Raw genomic sequence first — 18,580 nt, forward strand, 5'->3', positions numbered from 1 at the left:
GGGGACGCATATGGCAAAGGATAATAAAACAGAAAAGGCCACCCCGCAGAAGCGTAAGAAATCGCGTGAAGAAGGGAATATTGCCCGGAGTAAAGATTTAAATAATTTATTTTCCATACTTGTGTTAGCAGTTGTCGTTTACTTTTTCGGAGATTGGCTAGGGTTTGAGATTGCCAATTCCGTATCGGTGCTGTTTGATCAAATTGGAAAAAATACAGATTCGACCGAGTATTTTTATATGATGGGGATTTTACTACTAAAAGTATCAGCTCCGATATTAATACTCGTATACGCTTTTCATTTATTCAATTATATGATTCAAGTCGGTTTCTTATTTTCTTCTAAAGTTATTAAGCCGAAAGCGTCACGTATTAACCCGAAAAACTATTTTACGAGATTGTTTAGTCGTAAAAGTTTAGTAGATATTTTGAAATCACTGTTTTATATGGGGTTAATTGGTTATGTCGCTTACGTTCTCTTTAAAAAGAATTTAGAGAAAATCGTGAGTATGATTGGATTTAACTGGACGGCGTCACTTACTGAAATTATTAGGCAAATTAAATTTATCTTTTTAGCTATTTTAATTATATTAATCGTTCTTTCTATTATTGATTTTATTTATCAAAAATGGGAGTACGAACAAGATATTAAGATGAAAAAAGAGGAAGTAAAACAAGAGCATAAAGATAATGAAGGGGACCCGCAAGTAAAGGGGAAACGAAAAAACTTTATGCACGCCATATTGCAAGGAACAATTGCGAAGAAGATGGATGGCGCAACGTTTATTGTAAACAATCCGACTCATATTTCGGTCGTACTCAGGTACAATAAACACGTTGATGCAGCACCAATTGTCGTTGCAAAAGGGGAAGATGAGCTCGCATTATATATACGAACGCTTGCCCGTGAACAAGAAATACCAATGGTGGAAAACCGTCCGCTTGCTCGTTCTTTATATTATCAAGTCGAGGAAGATGAGACGATTCCAGAAGATTTATACGTAGCTGTAATTGAAGTTATGCGCTATTTAATTCAAACGAATGAACTTGAAGTATAATAGCGCGTTTGGAGGAGATCTCTTTGTTTAAGATAGATTCTGCAAGAACCTATTTTTCTATCTTTTTAGCAGCGTCATTCGTAGTGGCGCTCTTAATTCCACTTCCACCATTTATACTTGATATCATTATCGTTTTTCTACTAAGTATGTCAGTGCTTATTTATATGCGAGCGACAAGTATTAACGAGTGGGATGAATTAAAGTCATTTCCGACGATGTTGTTATTAATCGGGATTTTCCGCGTATCGATTAACGTATCGACGACGCGAGCGATTTTGACAGACGGAAATGCCGGACATGTTATTGAAGAGTTCGGCCAGTTCGTAATTGGCGGGAACTTATTAATTGGTATCGTTATTTTTACAGTATTAATCATATTCCAGTTTATCGTTGCAAACGGTGCATCTCGTACAGCTGAAGTAGCAGCTCGTTTTACACTTGATTCTTTACCAGGGAAACAAATGTCTATCGATGCGGATTTAAATCAGCGTATTATTTCAGAAAAAGATGCACAGGCAAAACGAAAAAAATTAAATATGGAAACAGAGTTTTACGGGGCGATGGATGGTGCCGGGAAGTTCATTAAAGGGGACGTTATTTTCGGGATCGTCATTTTATTCGTAAACATTATTTTCGGCTTAATTGTCGGAATGATGCAGCAAGGAATGACTTTTGCAGATGCGGCTCTTCACTATACACAGTTAACTGTCGGTGACGGAATCGTAAACCAAATTGGATCGCTTATGCTTGCGATTTCAACTGGTATTATCGTAACGCGTGTATTTGACGGTTCACCGGATACAGTAACGGAAGGTATCTTTAAAGAGTTATTAGCGCATGAAGTCGTTGTCTATGCGCTTGGTGGTTTATTTATCGCAATGGGTATTTTTACTCCGCTACCATTTCTACCATTCGCACTCGTTGGTGGAACAATTATCTTCTTAGGAATTCGTAATAAAAACCGAATTAAGAAAGAAAAAGAAGACGAGCTTCAAAAAGAAATAGAAATGATTCAAGGCGAAGATGAGCAACTGCAACAAGTGGAAGATTCATTTGGCGTATTTACAGATAAATATCCAATTATTGTAGAACTCGGCTTAGATTTAGCAGCACTTGTAAAGCAGAAAATTAACGGGGAAACAGCTCGTGATAAAGTTGTTCTTATGAGGAAGTCGATTATTACCGACCTTGGTATTAACGTTCCTGGAATTAACTTTAAAGATAATACGAGTTTTAGACCACGCGGACGTTACATTATTCGTATTAAAGGTGCGAAGGCAGCTGAAGGTGTTTTAAAATCAGGTTACTTATTAGCACTGAAAACACCGAACGTAATGGCCGATTTAGATGCAGAACCAGCGAAAGATCCGATTTTCGGCGAGGATGGATATTGGATTTTAGAACATATGGTACAAGATGCACAAATGAAAGGCTATCAAGTATTAGAGCCACTTAGCATATTAATTACGCATTTAGATGTTGTCGTTAGACGTAATCTGCATGAGTTAATTCAGCGTCAACATGTAAAAGACTTAATTAACTCCCTTGAAAATGATAACGGCGTTTTATTAGAAGAGATTAAGAAGAAAGAAATCGACTTATCACTCGTTCAAAATGTTATTAAGCAATTGCTAAAAGAAGGTATTTCTATTCGTGATTTACCAACTATTATTGAAGGTATTATTGACGGAAAAGAAATTTATCAAAATCATGTTGACGGCGTAACGTCATTCGTCCGTGAATGTATTTCAAAAGTGATTTGTGAAAATGCGAAAAATCCTGACGGGAAAATATATGCGGCGCTCTTCTCAGATTCAATTGAGTTAGATGCAGACGTTGTGAACAATTCTTATCAAGGTTATTTATTAAACTGGGATTTAGATTTAGAAACGCGAGTCGTTGAGCAAGTACAACGCGTATTGAAACAAGCGAGGTTAATGGGAAGAGAGCCAGTATTATTAACGCGTAGAAAAGATTTCAGGTTTGCGATTGTAAGACTTCTTGAGCGTTATCAAGTAGAAGCGCAAGTACTTTGTATTAGCGAATTAGCACCAGAAATTGTTGTAGATCAAATTGCCTATATTGAATAGTAGGGGGTGAAGTAATGGAAAGTACAGAAAAGAAAGAAGCGTTAATGCGAATAAAAGCAGCTTCGAAAAATGAATTGTATCGAAAGTTATTTGACCAATATGGTACAGACTATTATTACGTTGTAGATGAAAGTGTAAAGCGAAATATCCCGTTTTTTTGGAAAAAGAATTATGAAATGTTAGTTGCTTTTCCAGAGGATAAACAGGAAGAAGTGAACGAAGGCACAGCTCAATTTCATGAACAATTAATGGATGTTGTAAATGAGCCTTCAGAACAAATTGTGAAGGCGAACGGAATTCAATCGGTACTGCACAATTTAGAAAACGTGACGACTCCTATGTCGTACGCGGCGATGCAAACAGGAAATAGTGAAGAATGGGCAAGAAAGAAAGAGAAACTATTAAAGCTGTTTGAAAAAGGTATCGTCGTTGTGAAACAGACAGAAGAAACGAAAGTAACGAAAAAGCAAAAAGCTGTGAAAAAAGTCGTTCCTGTCAAAAAAGAAGAAGTAGTTGCAAAAAAAGAAAAGCAAGAATCTGTACCATTTATTATTCAAAAAGTAATTCGCATGCTAGAGCAAAACGATGTAGAACAATATTTCATTCATGCATATGCTGAAAAGTTAAAAGTGAAGTTTGAGAATGCAACGATGATTACAGAAGAAGAAGTAATCGAATATATATTGGAAGATATGAGCTCTCATTTCAATACGGAAAATGTATTTGAAAAAGAAGTACAAACAATTGCATTAATCGGTCCAACTGGTGTTGGAAAAACGACGACACTTGCGAAAATGGCGTGGCAGTTTCACGGTAAGAAAAAAACGGTTGGTTTCATTACGACCGACCATTCTCGCATTGGGACAGTTCAGCAACTGCAAGATTACGTAAAGACAATTGGATTTGAAGTAATCGCTGTGCGTGATGAAGCTGCAATGACAAGAGCACTTACGTACTTTAAAGAAGAAGCGCGCGTCGATTATATTTTAATTGATACAGCTGGAAAAAATTATCGTGCGTCAGAAACAGTGGAAGAAATGATTGAAACGATGGGACAAGTAGAGCCGGATTATATTTGTTTAACGTTATCAGCTTCGATGAAAAGTAAAGATATGATCGAAATCATTACGAACTTTAAAGATATTCATATTGATGGTATCGTATTTACGAAATTTGATGAAACAGCAAGTAGTGGTGAATTGTTGAAAATTCCAGCGGTATCATCAGCTCCCATTGTATTAATGACAGACGGACAAGACGTAAAGAAAAACATACATATCGCTACAGCGGAACATTTAGCGAAACAAATGTTACAAACATCATAGAAAAGAGGTGAAGAATAAGGCAATTGTCTTATTCAATCGAGTATGAACGGTCTTTATATAGGTTCTATGGGCATGATGAATTACATGCAGCGCATTAATGTTCATTCGAATAACGTTGCAAATGCCCAAACGACAGGATTTAAAGCAGAAAATATGACTTCTAAAGTATTTGATGTACAAGACACATATCGCCGCGGTGACGGAGCTGTAACAAATATCGGTTCAGTCGATTACGCTGTAGTACCAGCCGCAACGCATGTGAACTTAGTACAAGGAAATATACAAATGACAAATAGTGCTACAGATTTCCTTTTAGATGACGGAACTGCTGGCACAGCTTCGTTTTTCGTTACATCTAAAAATAATGAAACGTTTTTAACGAGAGACGGTAGTTTTACATTAAATAGTGATCGTTATTTACAAACAACTTCAGGCGCTTTCGTAATGGGAGAGAATAATGAACGTATTCGTATTCCAGAAGGAGCAAAAGTAGCTGTACAAGCAGACGGTACGTTATATGATGCAGTGACGCAAAACAATATTGCTCGCTTGCAAACAAAAACAGTAGGTGCAGAAGCGAATAATCGTCTAATACAAAGAGAGAACAAAAGCTTTACTCTAGCAGAAGGGAACATTGCTGATTTACCGAATGGAGTAGGGACAGTAAAAAATTATATGCTAGAAAATTCAAATGTAGATATGACGAAAGAGATGGCTGATCTTATGACAGATCAAAAAATGATTTCAGCGTCACAACGTGTTATGACTTCATTTGATAAAATTTATGAAAAAGAAGCGAATGAAATATTGAGATAAGGGACTTCCATTAGCGGAAGTCTTTTTCGTTTAAATTTCAGAATTATCAATTGACTTTATAGGTCTGTTTTTTTATATTAGTAGGTATACTAATAACTACTAACGTACATACATTGTTTTGAAATGAGAGTTATTTAGATTGTGAGGAGTACTAATGGATGAAATTATAAAGGAATTACAAAAGTTAGGTTTTTCCCAGTACGAATGTAAAGCGTATATTGGATTACTAAAACATTCCCCAGTAACTGGTTATGAAGTGAGTAAACAAACAGGAGTACCTCGTTCTATGATTTACGAGGTACTAGGTAAGTTAATGGATAAAGGAGCGGTACATATTGTACCTTCTGAACCAGTGAAATATGTACCAGTACCAGCTACCGAATTAATGAATCGAATGCGAAAAGACTTTGAGAAGTCCTTTGAATTTTTAGATGAGAAATTAAATGGTTTAGAACAAGAGCGACAAATAGATGTAATTTCGCATATTCGCTCAAATGATCGTGTTTTAAAAGAAATATGCAATATAATTAATAGAGCGAAGGAAGAGTTATGGATTTCTGTATGGGAAGATCAAGTGCATGAAATTGAGCCATACATTCATCAAAAGGAAGAGGAAGGTGTACATATATTTTCAATCTTATTTGGCGCTCCAGAAACAAAAATAGGCGCGACGTTTCACCATAATTATATGACGCCCCACGTTGTTGAAAAGAGAATGGGTGGTCATTTAACTGTAATCGCACGTGACGGAGAAGAAGTATTAATTGCGAACTTCTCAAATGATAGCACTTCATGGGCTGTTACAACGTATGACCCAGCTCTAGTTCTCGTTGCTACAGAGTATGTGCGGCACGATATTATGGTTGAAGAAATCACGCAGGAATTTGGAGCTGATAAGTTAGATACGTTATGGCGTGAAAACATAGATTTAGTTCATGTCGTAACAGGAAAACGAACTTTAGAAGGAATGGAGGATGATATGGATGAGTAAAGCTCAGGCACATGTAGCTTTGCAAAGCGATGATACATTTCAGCAAGGAGTAAAAGATTGTTTACCAACTGTATTTGGTTATTTAAGCATCGGTATAGCAGCCGGTGTAATTGCAAAAACAGCAGGTTTCTCCATTATTGAAATTGCGTTTATGTCCACTTTAATTTATGCAGGTTCTGCCCAATTTATATTAGCTGGTATGTATGCAGCTGGTGCACCTGCTTCTGCAATTATTTTCACCGTATTTTTTGTTAATTTACGTCATTTATTAATGAGTGCAGCACTTGCACCTTATTTTACGAAAATTCCTCTATTCAAAAACTTAATCATCGGTTCGCAAATTACAGATGAAACGTTCGGCGTTGCAGTGCAGCACGCGGCGCAAAAAGGATATTTAGGTGAAAGATGGATGATCGGGCTTAACGTAACAGCGTATTTAAATTGGATTCTTGCTACTATTATTGGCGGGCTATTTGGTGAGTGGATACCAGACCCACATACGTACGGAATGGATTATGCATTACCAGCAATGTTTATCGGATTATTTGTACTTCAGCTCATAAGTAGTAAACCGAAGCTAGCAATTCATCTTACAGTTGCAATTGTAGCGATTATAATTGCATACGTTGCACACTTATTTACGCCTGATAGTATAGCAGTTATTATAGCAACACTATTAGCTGCGACGATTGGAGTGGTAATTGAAAAATGGAAATGAGATTAGACGTATTATTACTTTTATTAGCAGCAGGTGCTGTCACACTCGTGCCACGTATTTTACCTCTACTCGTATTTAGTAAACTACAAATTCCAGACTGGGGTTTAAAATGGTTAAATTACATACCAATCGCGATATTAGCAGCACTTTTAGCGCAAGTTTTATTTATGCATGAGACGGTGCAGTGGGATTACCTTATCGCAGCAATTCCAACATTTCTTGTAGCAATATATACTCGTAGTTTATTAGGAACAGTATTAACGGGAGTGATTGTGATTATTTTGTTACGTTTCTTTTTCTAAAAAGGATTACGCTCATATAATAGCGAAAGGTGTAATAACATGAAAAATATAGGGGTGGTGTTATGATACTTTTAACGATAGGAGCAATTTTGTTAACGTTGTTTATTTTCTTTATTATCGGCTTCATTACGTTTATGATGTTTGTTGATAAGGCGACACCTCAAATTTATTACTCACCTTGTGAATCAGTGGCAGTGAAATCTAAAGGTAAAAATAGAAGGAAGAAAAGTTGAAAGTTGGCTTTTCTTCCTTTTGTTTTACATCCCCGAAAGAACTAACAACAATAACCCAAATAGAAAACTAATAAAGGAAAGAAAACCGATACATATCGAAAACACACGATTATTTCTCCATTCGCGCCAAAAAATGATAAATCCTAAAATACAAAGGAAAAACCAAATGGGCAAGAATATGAGCTCACTAATTTTCTCGGGGAGTAACGCATAAAAAGTTGATAAATATAAAATCCAATTTGTAAAAAATAAAATGCAAACGATAATAGATTGTAAGTAGGGACGTTTGGAAAACTTCCCTTTTTTGACGGTTACAAAAATAATAGTTAGCGCTGAGAAAAAGGCAATGAATATGAAAATAAGTAAGAGTACTGTAAGTGTCACTTAGATCTCCTTTATAAGATTGTTTTTGCAAGAAATGAATCTATTATATTGTATGCTTGTTTTGTAGAGTGCTCGTTATATTTTTCAGTGTACGGATTTAGAAAACCATGTTCACCGGATAGTTGTTGCATTTCTAATAAAGGATTATTTTGTTGCTGTAATGTTTGCATTAAAGAGGATACTGAAAAACTAGCTTCTTTTTCAGGGAAAATAAGTAAGGTAGCACATGTTGGTTTCATATGAATATAGTCACGTATACGGGAACCGTAACAGCCGATAATAAAGTCTATTTTCGGATTGTTACTACATAGCCATGAGATCGTAGCACCAACACTAAAGCCGATAAGTCCAATATGTGTGTAACGACTAGAAAGATGCGTAATCAATTCTTCAATTTGTTTTTGGCCATTATTAAATCCAATATGATTCATAAAAAAACGATATGCTTTTTCTTCATCACTATAATGAAATGCTTGTTGCGGTTGTATAAGATTAGGACAGAATACATCTATATGAGATGAAGTGAAGTGTTGGGTAACGTGATGCATATGGTCGTTCACACCATATATTTCATGAACAACAACGAGAGCTAATTTTTTCTTCATCGTTACAATATACCTTTATGAAACTTAAATTCTTTCTCAACAAGGCATATGCGCAGGTGGAAGTTTTCATACCATTGCTCACGCCCTCTTTTTTTCGCTTCTTTATGTAAGGCGTTTTGTTTCCAATTTTCAATTGCTTCAAGTGATTCCCAATAAGAAATGGTGATTCCGAGTCCTGAATGATCACGTGCACTTTCTACACCTAAAAATCCAGGTTGCTGTTTTGCAAGTTCCTCCATTTTGTCGGAAACTGTACTATAATCTGCTGTATCATTTGATAAATTGGAAGTGAATATAACTGCATAATAATGCTTGTTCTTTTCTAAATCAGTTTTCATTATTTTTCCCCCTTAATGTATAGTGTGAATAATTAATCCATAGTTTGTATTTTAGCAGGTCACAAAAAGAAAAAAAGTAGAAAATTCTTATTTTTTAGCTCCTGTAAAATAGAAGATAGAAGAAATTTATAATAAGTAATCTAAAAAAAGAGAAATGCCACTTCAAAAAAATGAAGTGGCATTTCTTATATTTCCTCTAAGCTATTAACTGGAACTGTTAATTCGCGTCCTGGGTTTTTTACTTCATATATGCGGGCGGTTTCATTGCTTTCGTCGACGTGTTGAATCATAACAGGCATGCCTTGAAAACTAACATTAGCTTGCTCCGCTGACACAGAAAGCTCTTTTGCACGTTGAATATTCATTTATATTCCTCCCATCATTATTATCTTTGCTAAAAAGGAGGAATAATATACCATTTCGAGACATTCTTAAAGTTTTTGTATTATTTGTAATGTTTCTTTAATAAATGAGGAGAAGATGGAATCAGGATAGCTATCTATCGCTTGAACTGCATCTTTCGCTTCTTTTAAGGCAGATTTTTTATCTTGAAGTTCTATATGGCAAAGGGCACGATAAGACCCAGCAGTTAATACCCACGATTGATCAAGTGGATGACTCATATAATCTGGTATGGTAGCGTGTTTTAATGTTTCTAAAGCTTCCTTATAACGTTTTAAACCATACAAAGATTTTCCTTTTTCAAGATAATACAATCCGTCGTCTTGAAAAATGGGCTGATCTTTTAGTTTTTCTCGAAACTGTTCTAGATGTTTTAATGCGATTGTATATTCATTAGTAATCGTGTTGTAGTAGTAAGCTTTTAAAATATCAATAATCGCAATGGATAGAGTATCTTCTGTAAAAATGGCAAATTGCTCAGATTTTTTTATGTAATATAAATATTTTTCTTTATCAGCTGTAATGACTTTTTGGTAAGATAAAATCCGGTAAAATTCGTCTGTTTTATAATACACTTGATGTTTTTTTGAAAATGCAAGTGCGTCTAAAATGACTTTTTCACATTTTTCATAATTGCCGTATGCAAGTAAAATAATTGCTTCTTTTAAGTATAGTTGTATATGTGTAATAAGATCCATTTCTAAATTCTTCGTTTTATATTCATCACGAATTGTGCTGATCATCTGTAAACATTCTTTATATTTTTTACGTTTGAACAGCATATAGTAAAACAGTAGTTTCGTTTCAGTGCTTTCTCGATATAATGTGTATTTTTCAAATATAGAAACAGCGGTTTCAACGTAATATTCAATATGATAATCGTTCATAATAGCTGCTCCTGTTATGAACTGTTTATATAAACGTGCTGTATTTAAAGTAAGAGGTAATTCTTTTTGAACGATAGGTAGTAAAGTCTCATATACTTCATCGCATTTATTTGCTTTTATTAATGGCTCCATTTTTTGAATGATTGCTACAATTTCTACATCATCTTCTTCTAATAAAAAACTTGTTTCACATTCAAGTTTTTCTGCAATATATTGTAATGTTTTCATGGAAGGTGTAGCTTTACCATTTTCAATTTGACTAAGCATACTTTTTGTCATTTCCGAACCTGCTAGCTCAGTTTGTGTAAGTTTTTTTTCTTTTCGCAATGCTTTAATTTTTTCGCCGAGAGTTGCCATATCATTGCTCCTTTATATTTAAAAAGTTAAATTGTATTTAACTTTTTGTTGTGGAAATTGGAAAGCTGATTATATAATAAGTTTAACACAATTTAACTTTTAAGGGGAGAGTGTCAAAATGGAAGATGTAAGTATAGGTCAAACTGATTCAAGAATGAAGATTGCAACGAGAAATATCATTTTAATGATGATTGGAAAAATGACGTCTTTATTAGGCGCAGGTATTTATACGTTCGCAATGGGGTTATACGTACTAAAGACAACAGGTTCAGGAATGGGGTTTGCTACTACGCTCGTTTGCGGGTCGTTTCCAAGGATGATTTGTGGTCCGATTGCAGGTGCTGTAGCAGACCGTGTGAATCGAAGATGGCTTGTCATTGGTACGGATTTATTAAGTAGTTTAACAATGCTTATTATGTTTATCCTTGCTACAATATTTGGACCATCACTTCTTTTTATTTATGTTTCAGCAGCATTATTATCAATTTGTGCAAGTTTTTATTCTGTTGCATTAACTTCGTCTATTCCTAGTTTAGTAGATGAGGGGCGTATTCAAAAAGCGAGTGCTTTAAATCAAACGGCGGCTTCTTTATCCAATATTTTAGGGCCAATTATTGGCGGAGTCGTATTTGGTTTCTTTTCCATTCAGTTGTTCTTTTTGTTAAATAGTATTACGTTCTTTTTAGCAGTTATTTTGCAATTATTTATGGTATTTGATTTATATAAAAAAGAAGTGGCTGAGAGTAAAGAGCATTTCTTGACGAGTATAAAAGAAGGTTTTTCATATGTAAAACGACAACATGAAATATATGGTTTAATGAAAATAGCATTGTGGGTAAACTTTTTTGCTTGTGGGCTAACCGTTGCACTGCCATACATTATCGTCCATACATTGCATTTATCTTCAAAGCAACTCGGTACTGTAGAGGGAATGTTAGCAGTCGGGATGCTAATGGGTGCGATTGCTTTATCAGTGCGTAAAGAAGTGAATAATCCGTTTCGTTCTATTTACACTGGACTGTTTTTATTTGCGGGGTTAAGTTTATGTACAGTCTTTCCGTTGTTAGTTATTATTCCAAAAGTAGCGAGTTTTATTTACTATATTGCATTTATGATGTTAACGGGTATAGCAATTATGATTGTAAACATTCCGATGCAAGTACATATGCAAAAAACGACAGATCCGAGCTACTTAGGGCGTGTGTTTGGCCTACTTGAAACAATTGCGACTGCAATCGCACCGCTCGGTATGATTGTATATGGATTATTATTAGATATGTTACCAACTAGCATTGTTATGATGACAATAGGCGGAGGTTTATTGTTAGTTGTATTAGTTGGAGTAAGGCAACATATGGCGAAAAAGCAAGTGGATGTGTCTGCTTAAAAATAATAAAATAATAAAAATTTGACTTATCATTATAAAAATGACCAAATTAGTATTTTAGTTTTTGAAACTCTTTTTCATGTATGTTAAAGTAAAGTGAGCAGGCAAAGAAAAGGAGAAAACATCATGAAAAAATTAAGTTTTGTTATGCTTTTTCTGTTAGTTGTAATGGCTGGATGTAGTAATTATGACACATATATTGAAACAGGTATGCAATCATTGAAAGATGAAAAATATAGTGATGCAACAATGTGGTTTGAAAAAGCAGAAAAAGAGAAATCAGGAAATGAAGCGAAATCATATAAAGAAATGGCTGAGAAAATGGATCATGGAGCAACAGCATTAAAAGACGGTAAGTATTTAGAAGCGAAAGACATTGCAAATGAAGTGTTACAAATGAAAAAAGACGCTGCACTTGAAACAGCTGTAACATCAAATGCAGAGAATATGCTTCAAAAAGCAAAAGATGTAGAAGAGAAAGTAAATGAAAGAGTAGCTAAGCGTAGAAAAGTAGAAGAAGAAGGAATTGATAAACTTATTAAAGCTGTTGATAGTATAGATGACGTGAAAGAAAAAGAGAAAAAAGTTTCAGAAGCATTAGATAAGGCTGAAGAAGCACAAGCAAAAATTGAAGCGAAGAAAAATAAATAGAGTTATAGTGTAAAAGGCTGTCGTGTATAACGACAGCCTTTTAATTTTTTGCTGCATAAGAATTGATGCTCTGTAGTAAAAAAGAAATAATTTTAGAATTCCATCTGTCCTCATGATGAATCGTATAAATGTTACGTTGAAATTCAAATCCAGGGATGGGTATGTAGTGTAGTTCATTTCGTTGTACTTCCTGCTCAATAGCAAGTTTAGAAATAAAGGCAACCCCATTACCGTATTTTAAAATTTGTTTTATTGTTTCTAATGAATCTAATTCAATTTCTGATTGGAATGTAATGTTATGAGCTAACATCCATTTTGTAAGTAAATCCCTCGTTGTAGATGGATTACGATGCAGTAATATCCGTTCCTTTTCGATATCTTGTAATGATACATTTTCTTTTTTTGAAAAATGATGTTCTTTGGAGAAAGCAAGAACAAGTGTATCAGGCATTATATTTGTCTGTTTTAAAAGTGATTCATCAAATGGTGCTGCGGAAATTACACCGAGATCAATTTCATGATTTTGTAGCATTGTTCGAATTTCAGGAGCTGTTTTTACCATCAGTGTTATTTTTATATTTGGAAATTCACATTGAAATTGATGAACAATTTCTGGTAAAAGATATGTCGCTGGTACATAACTAGCGCCAATTGTTATAGCACCTTTATGAAAATCTTTAAATTCTTGCGTGACCCGCCTAGCTTCCTTCATCAGTGCATCTATTTTACAAGCATAATGATGTAATGCCTCACCAGCCTCTGTTAAGAAATATCTTCCAGAACGTAATTCAAATAAAGGAACACCGAGTTCCTCTTCTAAGCTTTTTATATGGAATGTAATAGTAGGTTGTTTAACTCCAAGCTGTTCTGCAACAATCGTGAGCTTTTTGTATTTCTTAATAAGCACTACAATTTCTAATTTTAAGAGATTCATGGCAAGTTGCCCCTTTTTCTTCTAACTATAGAAAAAATCTATAGAAATAAATAGTTTATTAGAAGTTTTTTAATTTAATCTTTACAGTACATTAACATTCAGTATAAATCTTCCATATAGAATGAAAGCAGGTTAAGAGTGAGGGGAGAGAGGTGAAACGATGGATATTAAAATTAGTGGATTAGAAAAATCATTTGGAAAAGTACAAGCGTTAAAGTCGTTACAAATTGTTATGAAACAAGGTGAATTCACCACACTTTTAGGACCTTCTGGATGCGGGAAAACGACATTACTTAGAATGATTGCAGGACTGGAAGAGCCAGATAAAGGTGAAATATATTTTGGAGATACGTGCATGTATTCTTCTTCTAAAAAAATAAAAACATCTCCTCATGAACGTAATATCGGTATGGTATTTCAAGATTTTGCTTTATGGCCACACATGACTGTATTTGAAAATGTTGCATTTGGTTTAAGAGCTACAAAGCAAACGAATCAATTACGGGAAAAAGTAGAAGAGGCAATAAAGCGAGTTCGCTTGCAAGGGATGGAGAAAAGATATCCGCATGAACTCTCTGGCGGACAGCAACAACGTGTCGCATTTGCTAGAGCCATTGTAACGAAACCGCATTTTATTTTGTTTGATGAACCGCTTAGTGCACTCGATGCAATTTTGCGAGAAGAAATGCGATTAGAGCTTATGGATATCGTTCATTCTATTGGTTTAACGGCATTGTATGTAACCCACGATCAAACAGAAGCGATGTCAATGTCAGACCAAATCATTGTCATGAAACAAGGAGAAGTATTGCAAAAAGGAACACCAGAAGATATTTATGTGAAGCCATCTCATGAATTTGTTGCAAAATTTGTTGGTAAGGCAAATTGGCTTGTAGAGGGGAAACAAATGGTTCGCCCAGAGCATGTGAGCTGGACGAATAATGACCTGTGCGAAATGTATACAGGTAAAATTCAGCACGTTACATATGTAGGGGAACGTTATGAAGTGAAAGTAGACATGGAGACACGCGGTGTATGGACAGCTTATCACAATAGTAAGCTAAGCATCGGGAAACCAGTTTCGTTATATGTACCGAAAAAATGTATTCATCATATAGGGGGAGAATCGTATGAAGAAATTCAGTTCGCTTAAGTCTTTATTTGTATGTACTTTATTATTTTCTGCAGTAGTAACAGGGTGTAGCTCAAAGACAGGTAATGCAGATGCAAAAAGTAAAACTACGAATGAAAAGAAAATTGTTGTATATAGTGCAGGACCAAAAGGATTAGCAGAAAAAATTCAAAAGGACTTTGAAAAGAAAACGGGTATAAAAGTGGAAATGTTTCAAGGAACAACAGGTAAGATTCTAGCGCGAATGGAAGCCGAAAAGAAAAATCCAGTCGTTGACGTAGTCGTACTTGCATCTTTACCAGCGATGGAAGGATTAAAAAAGGATGGACAAACGTTAGCTTATAAAGAAGCGAAACAAGCTGATAAGCTTCGTTCTGAATGGTCGGATGATAAAGGACATTATTTTGGATATAGTGCTTCAGCGTTAGGGATTGTGTATAACACAAAAAATGTGAAGACAGCACCTGAAGATTGGAGTGATATAACGAAAGGAGAATGGAAAGGGAAAGTGAATCTTCCAGATCCAGCACTTTCAGGTTCAGCTTTAGACTTTGTAACAGGATACGTGAAAAAGAATGGAAAAGATGGATGGAATTTATTTGAACAGCTTAAGAAAAATGAAGTTACAGTAGCAGGGGCAAACCAAGAAGCATTAGATCCAGTTGTAACAGGAGCAAAAGATATGGTTATTGCGGGTGTTGATTATATGACGTACAGTGCAAAAGCAAAGGGTGAACCAGTTGATATTGTTTATCCAAAAAGCGGAACAGTGATTAGCCCACGTGCAGCAGGCATTATGAAGGATAGTAAAAATGTTGAAGGTGCAAAAGAGTTTATTGATTATTTATTATCTGATGATGTACAAAAACAAATTTCTAAAGCATATTTATTGCCTGGTAGAACAGATATAAAAGCTGAAAATAGACCAAATGTGGAGGAGATTCCAGTATTAAATATTGATTGGAAAACAGTTGAGAAAGAACAAGATGAAATAGGAAAACAATTTAAGAAAGTATTTCAATAAGATGGTGATTACATGGTAAATCGATTCGGATCAGTAAGGCAAGTTGGGATGACGGTAGCGTTGTTACTTGTGGCGATGTTAATCGTCATTCCACTTTTTCTCATTTTACTTTCTAGTGTATATGAAAATAGTAGTTGGAATTTTTTTAAGCCGTTTGAAGTGATGCAGAGTGGTGGATTAGCTGGGATTTTTCTAAATTCGATGCTTCTAGGTCTACTCGTAGTAATAGGAGCAACCATCTTTGCATTTCCACTGGCTTTCATTATGAGCAAAACAGATGTTGGAAAGTATAGCAAGTTAGATATTGTTTTTATGATTCCATTTATGACTCCGCCGTATATTGGATCGATGGGCTGGATTTTGTTCATGCAACCGAACGGCTATTTCGAACAGTTTTTTCCGATGCTAAAGACGATTTCATCTTCGTTTTTTAGCTTAGGAGGTATGGTTTTAATTATGAGTCTGCATTTATTCCCATTTCTATACTTTATGTTGAAAAACACGTTACTTCAAATTGGGAGTAGTAAAGAAGAAGCGGCAGCAGTTCATGGTGGAAGCTTTTTCTATCGTTTAAGAAAAATCATATTGCCGTTATTAGTATCAAGTTATGTAATGGGTGCTTTACTCATTTTCGTAAAGACGATTGCTGAATTTGGAACACCGGCTACATTTGGACGAAGAATAGGATTTCATGTGTTAACATCAGAGATTCATAAATTTATTTCGAGTTGGCCAATTGATTTTAGTAGTGCAACAGCATTATCTTCTTTATTACTTAGTGCATGTATGCTCATTTGGTATATGCAAAATGTATTAAATCGAAAGTATTCATATGCCATGGTTAGTGGAAAAGGTGTGAAATCTAAAAGATATACTTTGTCTATATTTACGCGTGTTGTAGCATGGTTTTATGTAATTGGTTTATTAATCGTATCAATTGGAATCCCGTATTTTTCAATATTGATTGCTTCTTTATCAAAATTAAGAGGGGGCGGCTTACATGTAAATAACTTTACAACGAGCCATTATGAAGCATTATTTACAATCGGATCTCCAGGATTAGAAGCTTTATGGAACAGTTTTCTCTTTTCGCTTATAACAGCGATTATAGCTGTTATGATTGGCGTCTTTTTAGCACTTATGATCCGAAAGGGGAAAAGGTCCTCTGAAAAATGGCTGGATATGTGCGGTATGTTACCGAATATGGTACCAGGAATCGTGATGGTTGTAGGGCTTATTTTATTTTGGAATTCTCCCTATATGCCCCTGTCCATTTACAATACACCAGTCATGGTTATCGTAACGTATGTCGTTCTTTTTTTACCTTATACAGTGCAGTATGTAAAAGCATCGCTCGGGCAAATTGATGATTCTCTTGTGCAGGCAGGAAGTATTTTTTCTGGGAATTATATGTATATTTTTAGAAAAATAATATTACCTCTTATTATCCCAGGTATTCTTGCCGGATGGGCGATGACATTTACAATCTCGATACGAGAGTTAGTAGCATCGCTTCTCGTACTACCTCCATCAGTAGAAACGTCAGCAACATTTATTTTTGCTCAATTTGAACAAGGAGAAGTATCTATTGGAATGGCGATGGCTGTCGTATCAGTTGGACTTACAACACTATGTTTATTACTTCTGCAGCATATGGAGCAAAAAAGAAAAGGGGTAGCATGATGAGAATAGAAGTGTGGGGAGGAGCGGGAGAATACGGTCGTTCTTGCTACTTCGTAAAAAATAAAGAAACGAAAATAGTATTTGATTGTGGTATTAATCGATCATATGAGGATAGTTATCCAAAAATAGAGAAGGAAGTTGTACCGTTTTTAGATGCAGTATTTTTATCACATATTCATGAAGATCATACGATGGGTTTACCTTTATTAGCGAAGTATGGATATAAGAAAAAAATATGGACAACTCGTTATACGAAGGAGCAACTTCCCGCTTATTATAAAAAATGGAGAAACTACAATGTGACGCAAGGATGGAATGTACCTTATAACGACCAAAATGTGAAAGATTTAAATTATGTATATGTTGATGAGATTAGTAATCCGAATGAATGGATACAGATTACTCCTACATTGCGGTTTCAATGGGGGTATAGTGGGCATGTATTAGGAGCTGTTTGGTTTTTAGTGGATATGAGCCATACATATATATTTTATTCTGGCGATTATTCAGCAGAGTCTAACATACTACGAGCGAATTTACCTGAGAAATTACGTGGCGATATAAAAGTTGCAATTGTAGATGCCGCTTATCATACTGATGATGTTTCGCAACATGAACGAGTAAACGAACTATGTGCAGAAATTGAACGTGCTGCAGGAAATAAAGGGATAGCATTATTACCTTTGCCACCCCTTGGTAGGGCGCAAGATATCGTATTGTATTTATATAAAAAATATAAAGAACTTCCCATTATAGTAGATCAAGAAATTTTGGATGGATTCCAACAGATGTTCGTATATAAAGATTGGATCAAAAATCATGAAGAACTTGAAGAGCTAATAGAGAGTTTAAAAAGAAACATAATAGTTATGGATGATGACAGTGGTATGCAACATAGTTATGGAATAGTTGTAATGAGTGATGCAAATATGCAAACGAAACGAGCGCAGTTATATTATGAACAACTTCGGAATGAAGAACGAAATTCTATTATCTTTACTGGACATATTGCGAAAGGGAGCTTTGCAGAAAAAGTTTTGAAGGAACGTGTAGGTAAAGAATGTAGGGTGAAGCGAGTTCCATATAAAGTTCACCAAAGTATAAGAGATGTGAAAGAGATGTTAAATACATTATTACCAGAACATACGGTGTTAGTACACGCATTGAAAGAGGATACGGATCGATTACAGAAAAAGCTTAGTACGGAAGGGTATGAAAATATATATTCACTTACTATGGAACGTATAGAAGTCATTTGAAATGT

The 18,580-nt window shown here is 35.1% G+C and carries 20 protein-coding genes; 14 read left to right on the forward strand and 6 right to left on the reverse strand.

The window, feature by feature from the left end; genetic code table 11:
• Window positions 1–10: 10 nt before the first annotated feature.
• The 8 genes from flhB (at window position 11) to EKQ63_RS10040 (ending at window position 7,532) form a co-directional block, all read left to right on the forward strand.
• The gene (gene flhB / locus EKQ63_RS10005) at window positions 11–1,057 is read left to right on the forward strand and encodes a flagellar type III secretion system protein FlhB (RefSeq protein ID WP_001030104.1); all 1,047 of its coding nucleotides are present in this window, start codon (window positions 11–13) and stop codon (window positions 1,055–1,057) included.
• Between the two features lie 23 nt (window positions 1,058–1,080).
• On the forward strand, window positions 1,081–3,147 hold the full coding sequence (gene flhA, locus EKQ63_RS10010; RefSeq protein ID WP_087953061.1) for a flagellar biosynthesis protein FlhA: 2,067 nt from the start codon (window positions 1,081–1,083) through the stop codon (window positions 3,145–3,147).
• A gap of 14 nt (window positions 3,148–3,161) precedes the next feature.
• Window positions 3,162–4,472, forward strand: a complete 1,311-nt coding sequence (flhF, locus tag EKQ63_RS10015) for a flagellar biosynthesis GTPase FlhF (RefSeq protein ID WP_087994367.1) — start codon at window positions 3,162–3,164, stop codon at window positions 4,470–4,472.
• Between the two features lie 42 nt (window positions 4,473–4,514).
• Window positions 4,515–5,288 carry a flagellar basal-body rod protein FlgG gene (locus EKQ63_RS10020; RefSeq protein ID WP_087953059.1) on the forward strand — a complete coding sequence of 258 codons (774 nt, stop codon included), beginning with the start codon at window positions 4,515–4,517 and terminating at the stop codon, window positions 5,286–5,288.
• A 154-nt stretch (window positions 5,289–5,442) separates the two neighbouring features.
• Entirely contained in the window at window positions 5,443–6,279 is an 837-nt protein-coding gene (locus EKQ63_RS10025; RefSeq protein WP_143880995.1) for a TrmB family transcriptional regulator, read from the forward strand.
• Complete coding sequence (locus tag EKQ63_RS10030; protein WP_143880996.1) at window positions 6,272–6,997, forward strand: AzlC family ABC transporter permease; 726 nt, start codon at window positions 6,272–6,274, stop codon at window positions 6,995–6,997. Before EKQ63_RS10025 ends, EKQ63_RS10030 begins: the two co-directional genes overlap by 8 nt.
• Entirely contained in the window at window positions 6,988–7,299 is a 312-nt protein-coding gene (locus EKQ63_RS10035) for an AzlD domain-containing protein (protein WP_000425945.1), read from the forward strand. The genes EKQ63_RS10030 and EKQ63_RS10035 overlap by 10 nt, the downstream gene beginning before the upstream one ends.
• Before the next feature lie 62 nt (window positions 7,300–7,361).
• Complete coding sequence (locus EKQ63_RS10040; RefSeq protein WP_143880997.1) at window positions 7,362–7,532, forward strand: DUF3951 domain-containing protein; 171 nt, start codon at window positions 7,362–7,364, stop codon at window positions 7,530–7,532.
• A 24-nt stretch (window positions 7,533–7,556) separates the two neighbouring features.
• Here the strand turns inward: EKQ63_RS10040 and EKQ63_RS10045 are convergent, their stop codons facing one another.
• The 5 genes from EKQ63_RS10045 to EKQ63_RS10065 all read right to left on the reverse strand — a co-directional run bounded on the left by EKQ63_RS10045 (window position 7,557) and on the right by EKQ63_RS10065 (window position 10,505).
• Window positions 7,557–7,916 (reverse strand): hypothetical protein, encoded by a 360-nt coding sequence (locus EKQ63_RS10045; protein ID WP_143880998.1) that lies wholly within the window; start codon window positions 7,914–7,916, stop codon window positions 7,557–7,559.
• Between the two features lie 11 nt (window positions 7,917–7,927).
• The gene (locus EKQ63_RS10050) at window positions 7,928–8,521 is read right to left on the reverse strand and encodes a dienelactone hydrolase family protein (RefSeq protein WP_087953054.1); all 594 of its coding nucleotides are present in this window, start codon (window positions 8,519–8,521) and stop codon (window positions 7,928–7,930) included.
• Between the two features lie 2 nt (window positions 8,522–8,523).
• Complete coding sequence (locus tag EKQ63_RS10055) at window positions 8,524–8,859, reverse strand: antibiotic biosynthesis monooxygenase family protein (protein WP_087953053.1); 336 nt, start codon at window positions 8,857–8,859, stop codon at window positions 8,524–8,526.
• A 185-nt stretch (window positions 8,860–9,044) separates the two neighbouring features.
• On the reverse strand, window positions 9,045–9,224 hold the full coding sequence (locus EKQ63_RS10060; protein WP_001025740.1) for an H-type small acid-soluble spore protein: 180 nt from the start codon (window positions 9,222–9,224) through the stop codon (window positions 9,045–9,047).
• A gap of 66 nt (window positions 9,225–9,290) precedes the next feature.
• Entirely contained in the window at window positions 9,291–10,505 is a 1,215-nt protein-coding gene (locus tag EKQ63_RS10065; protein ID WP_087994362.1) for a helix-turn-helix domain-containing protein, read from the reverse strand.
• Window positions 10,506–10,623: 118 nt separating this feature from the next.
• Here EKQ63_RS10065 and EKQ63_RS10070 point away from each other — a divergent pair, with 118 nt between their 5' ends.
• Entirely contained in the window at window positions 10,624–11,892 is a 1,269-nt protein-coding gene (locus EKQ63_RS10070; RefSeq protein ID WP_087994361.1) for an MFS transporter, read from the forward strand.
• Between the two features lie 126 nt (window positions 11,893–12,018).
• Window positions 12,019–12,543 carry a DUF4398 domain-containing protein gene (locus EKQ63_RS10075; RefSeq protein WP_087953050.1) on the forward strand — a complete coding sequence of 175 codons (525 nt, stop codon included), beginning with the start codon at window positions 12,019–12,021 and terminating at the stop codon, window positions 12,541–12,543.
• Between the two features lie 40 nt (window positions 12,544–12,583).
• On the opposite strand, the gene EKQ63_RS10080 is transcribed toward EKQ63_RS10075, so the two are convergent.
• The gene (locus tag EKQ63_RS10080; protein ID WP_087953049.1) at window positions 12,584–13,477 is read right to left on the reverse strand and encodes a LysR family transcriptional regulator; all 894 of its coding nucleotides are present in this window, start codon (window positions 13,475–13,477) and stop codon (window positions 12,584–12,586) included.
• A gap of 160 nt (window positions 13,478–13,637) precedes the next feature.
• On the opposite strand from EKQ63_RS10080, the gene EKQ63_RS10085 reads away from it, so the two are divergent.
• Genes EKQ63_RS10085 through EKQ63_RS10100 form a run of 4 tightly spaced genes read left to right on the forward strand, consistent with a single transcriptional unit; the run spans window position 13,638 to window position 18,575 of the window.
• Entirely contained in the window at window positions 13,638–14,630 is a 993-nt protein-coding gene (locus tag EKQ63_RS10085) for an ABC transporter ATP-binding protein (protein ID WP_087994360.1), read from the forward strand.
• A complete protein-coding gene (locus EKQ63_RS10090; RefSeq protein WP_000714695.1) occupies window positions 14,608–15,633 on the forward strand; it encodes an ABC transporter substrate-binding protein in 1,026 nt (341 codons plus the stop codon). The genes EKQ63_RS10085 and EKQ63_RS10090 overlap by 23 nt, the downstream gene beginning before the upstream one ends.
• Before the next feature lie 12 nt (window positions 15,634–15,645).
• Window positions 15,646–17,316 (forward strand): ABC transporter permease, encoded by a 1,671-nt coding sequence (locus tag EKQ63_RS10095; RefSeq protein ID WP_143880999.1) that lies wholly within the window; start codon window positions 15,646–15,648, stop codon window positions 17,314–17,316.
• Entirely contained in the window at window positions 17,313–18,575 is a 1,263-nt protein-coding gene (locus EKQ63_RS10100; RefSeq protein ID WP_140168440.1) for an MBL fold metallo-hydrolase, read from the forward strand. The genes EKQ63_RS10095 and EKQ63_RS10100 overlap by 4 nt, the downstream gene beginning before the upstream one ends.
• The last annotated feature ends 5 nt before the right edge of the window (window positions 18,576–18,580 follow it).

This window comes from Bacillus sp. BD59S, from assembly GCF_007363175.1.
GTDB classification, from domain to species: domain Bacteria; phylum Bacillota; class Bacilli; order Bacillales; family Bacillaceae_G; genus Bacillus_A; species Bacillus_A pacificus.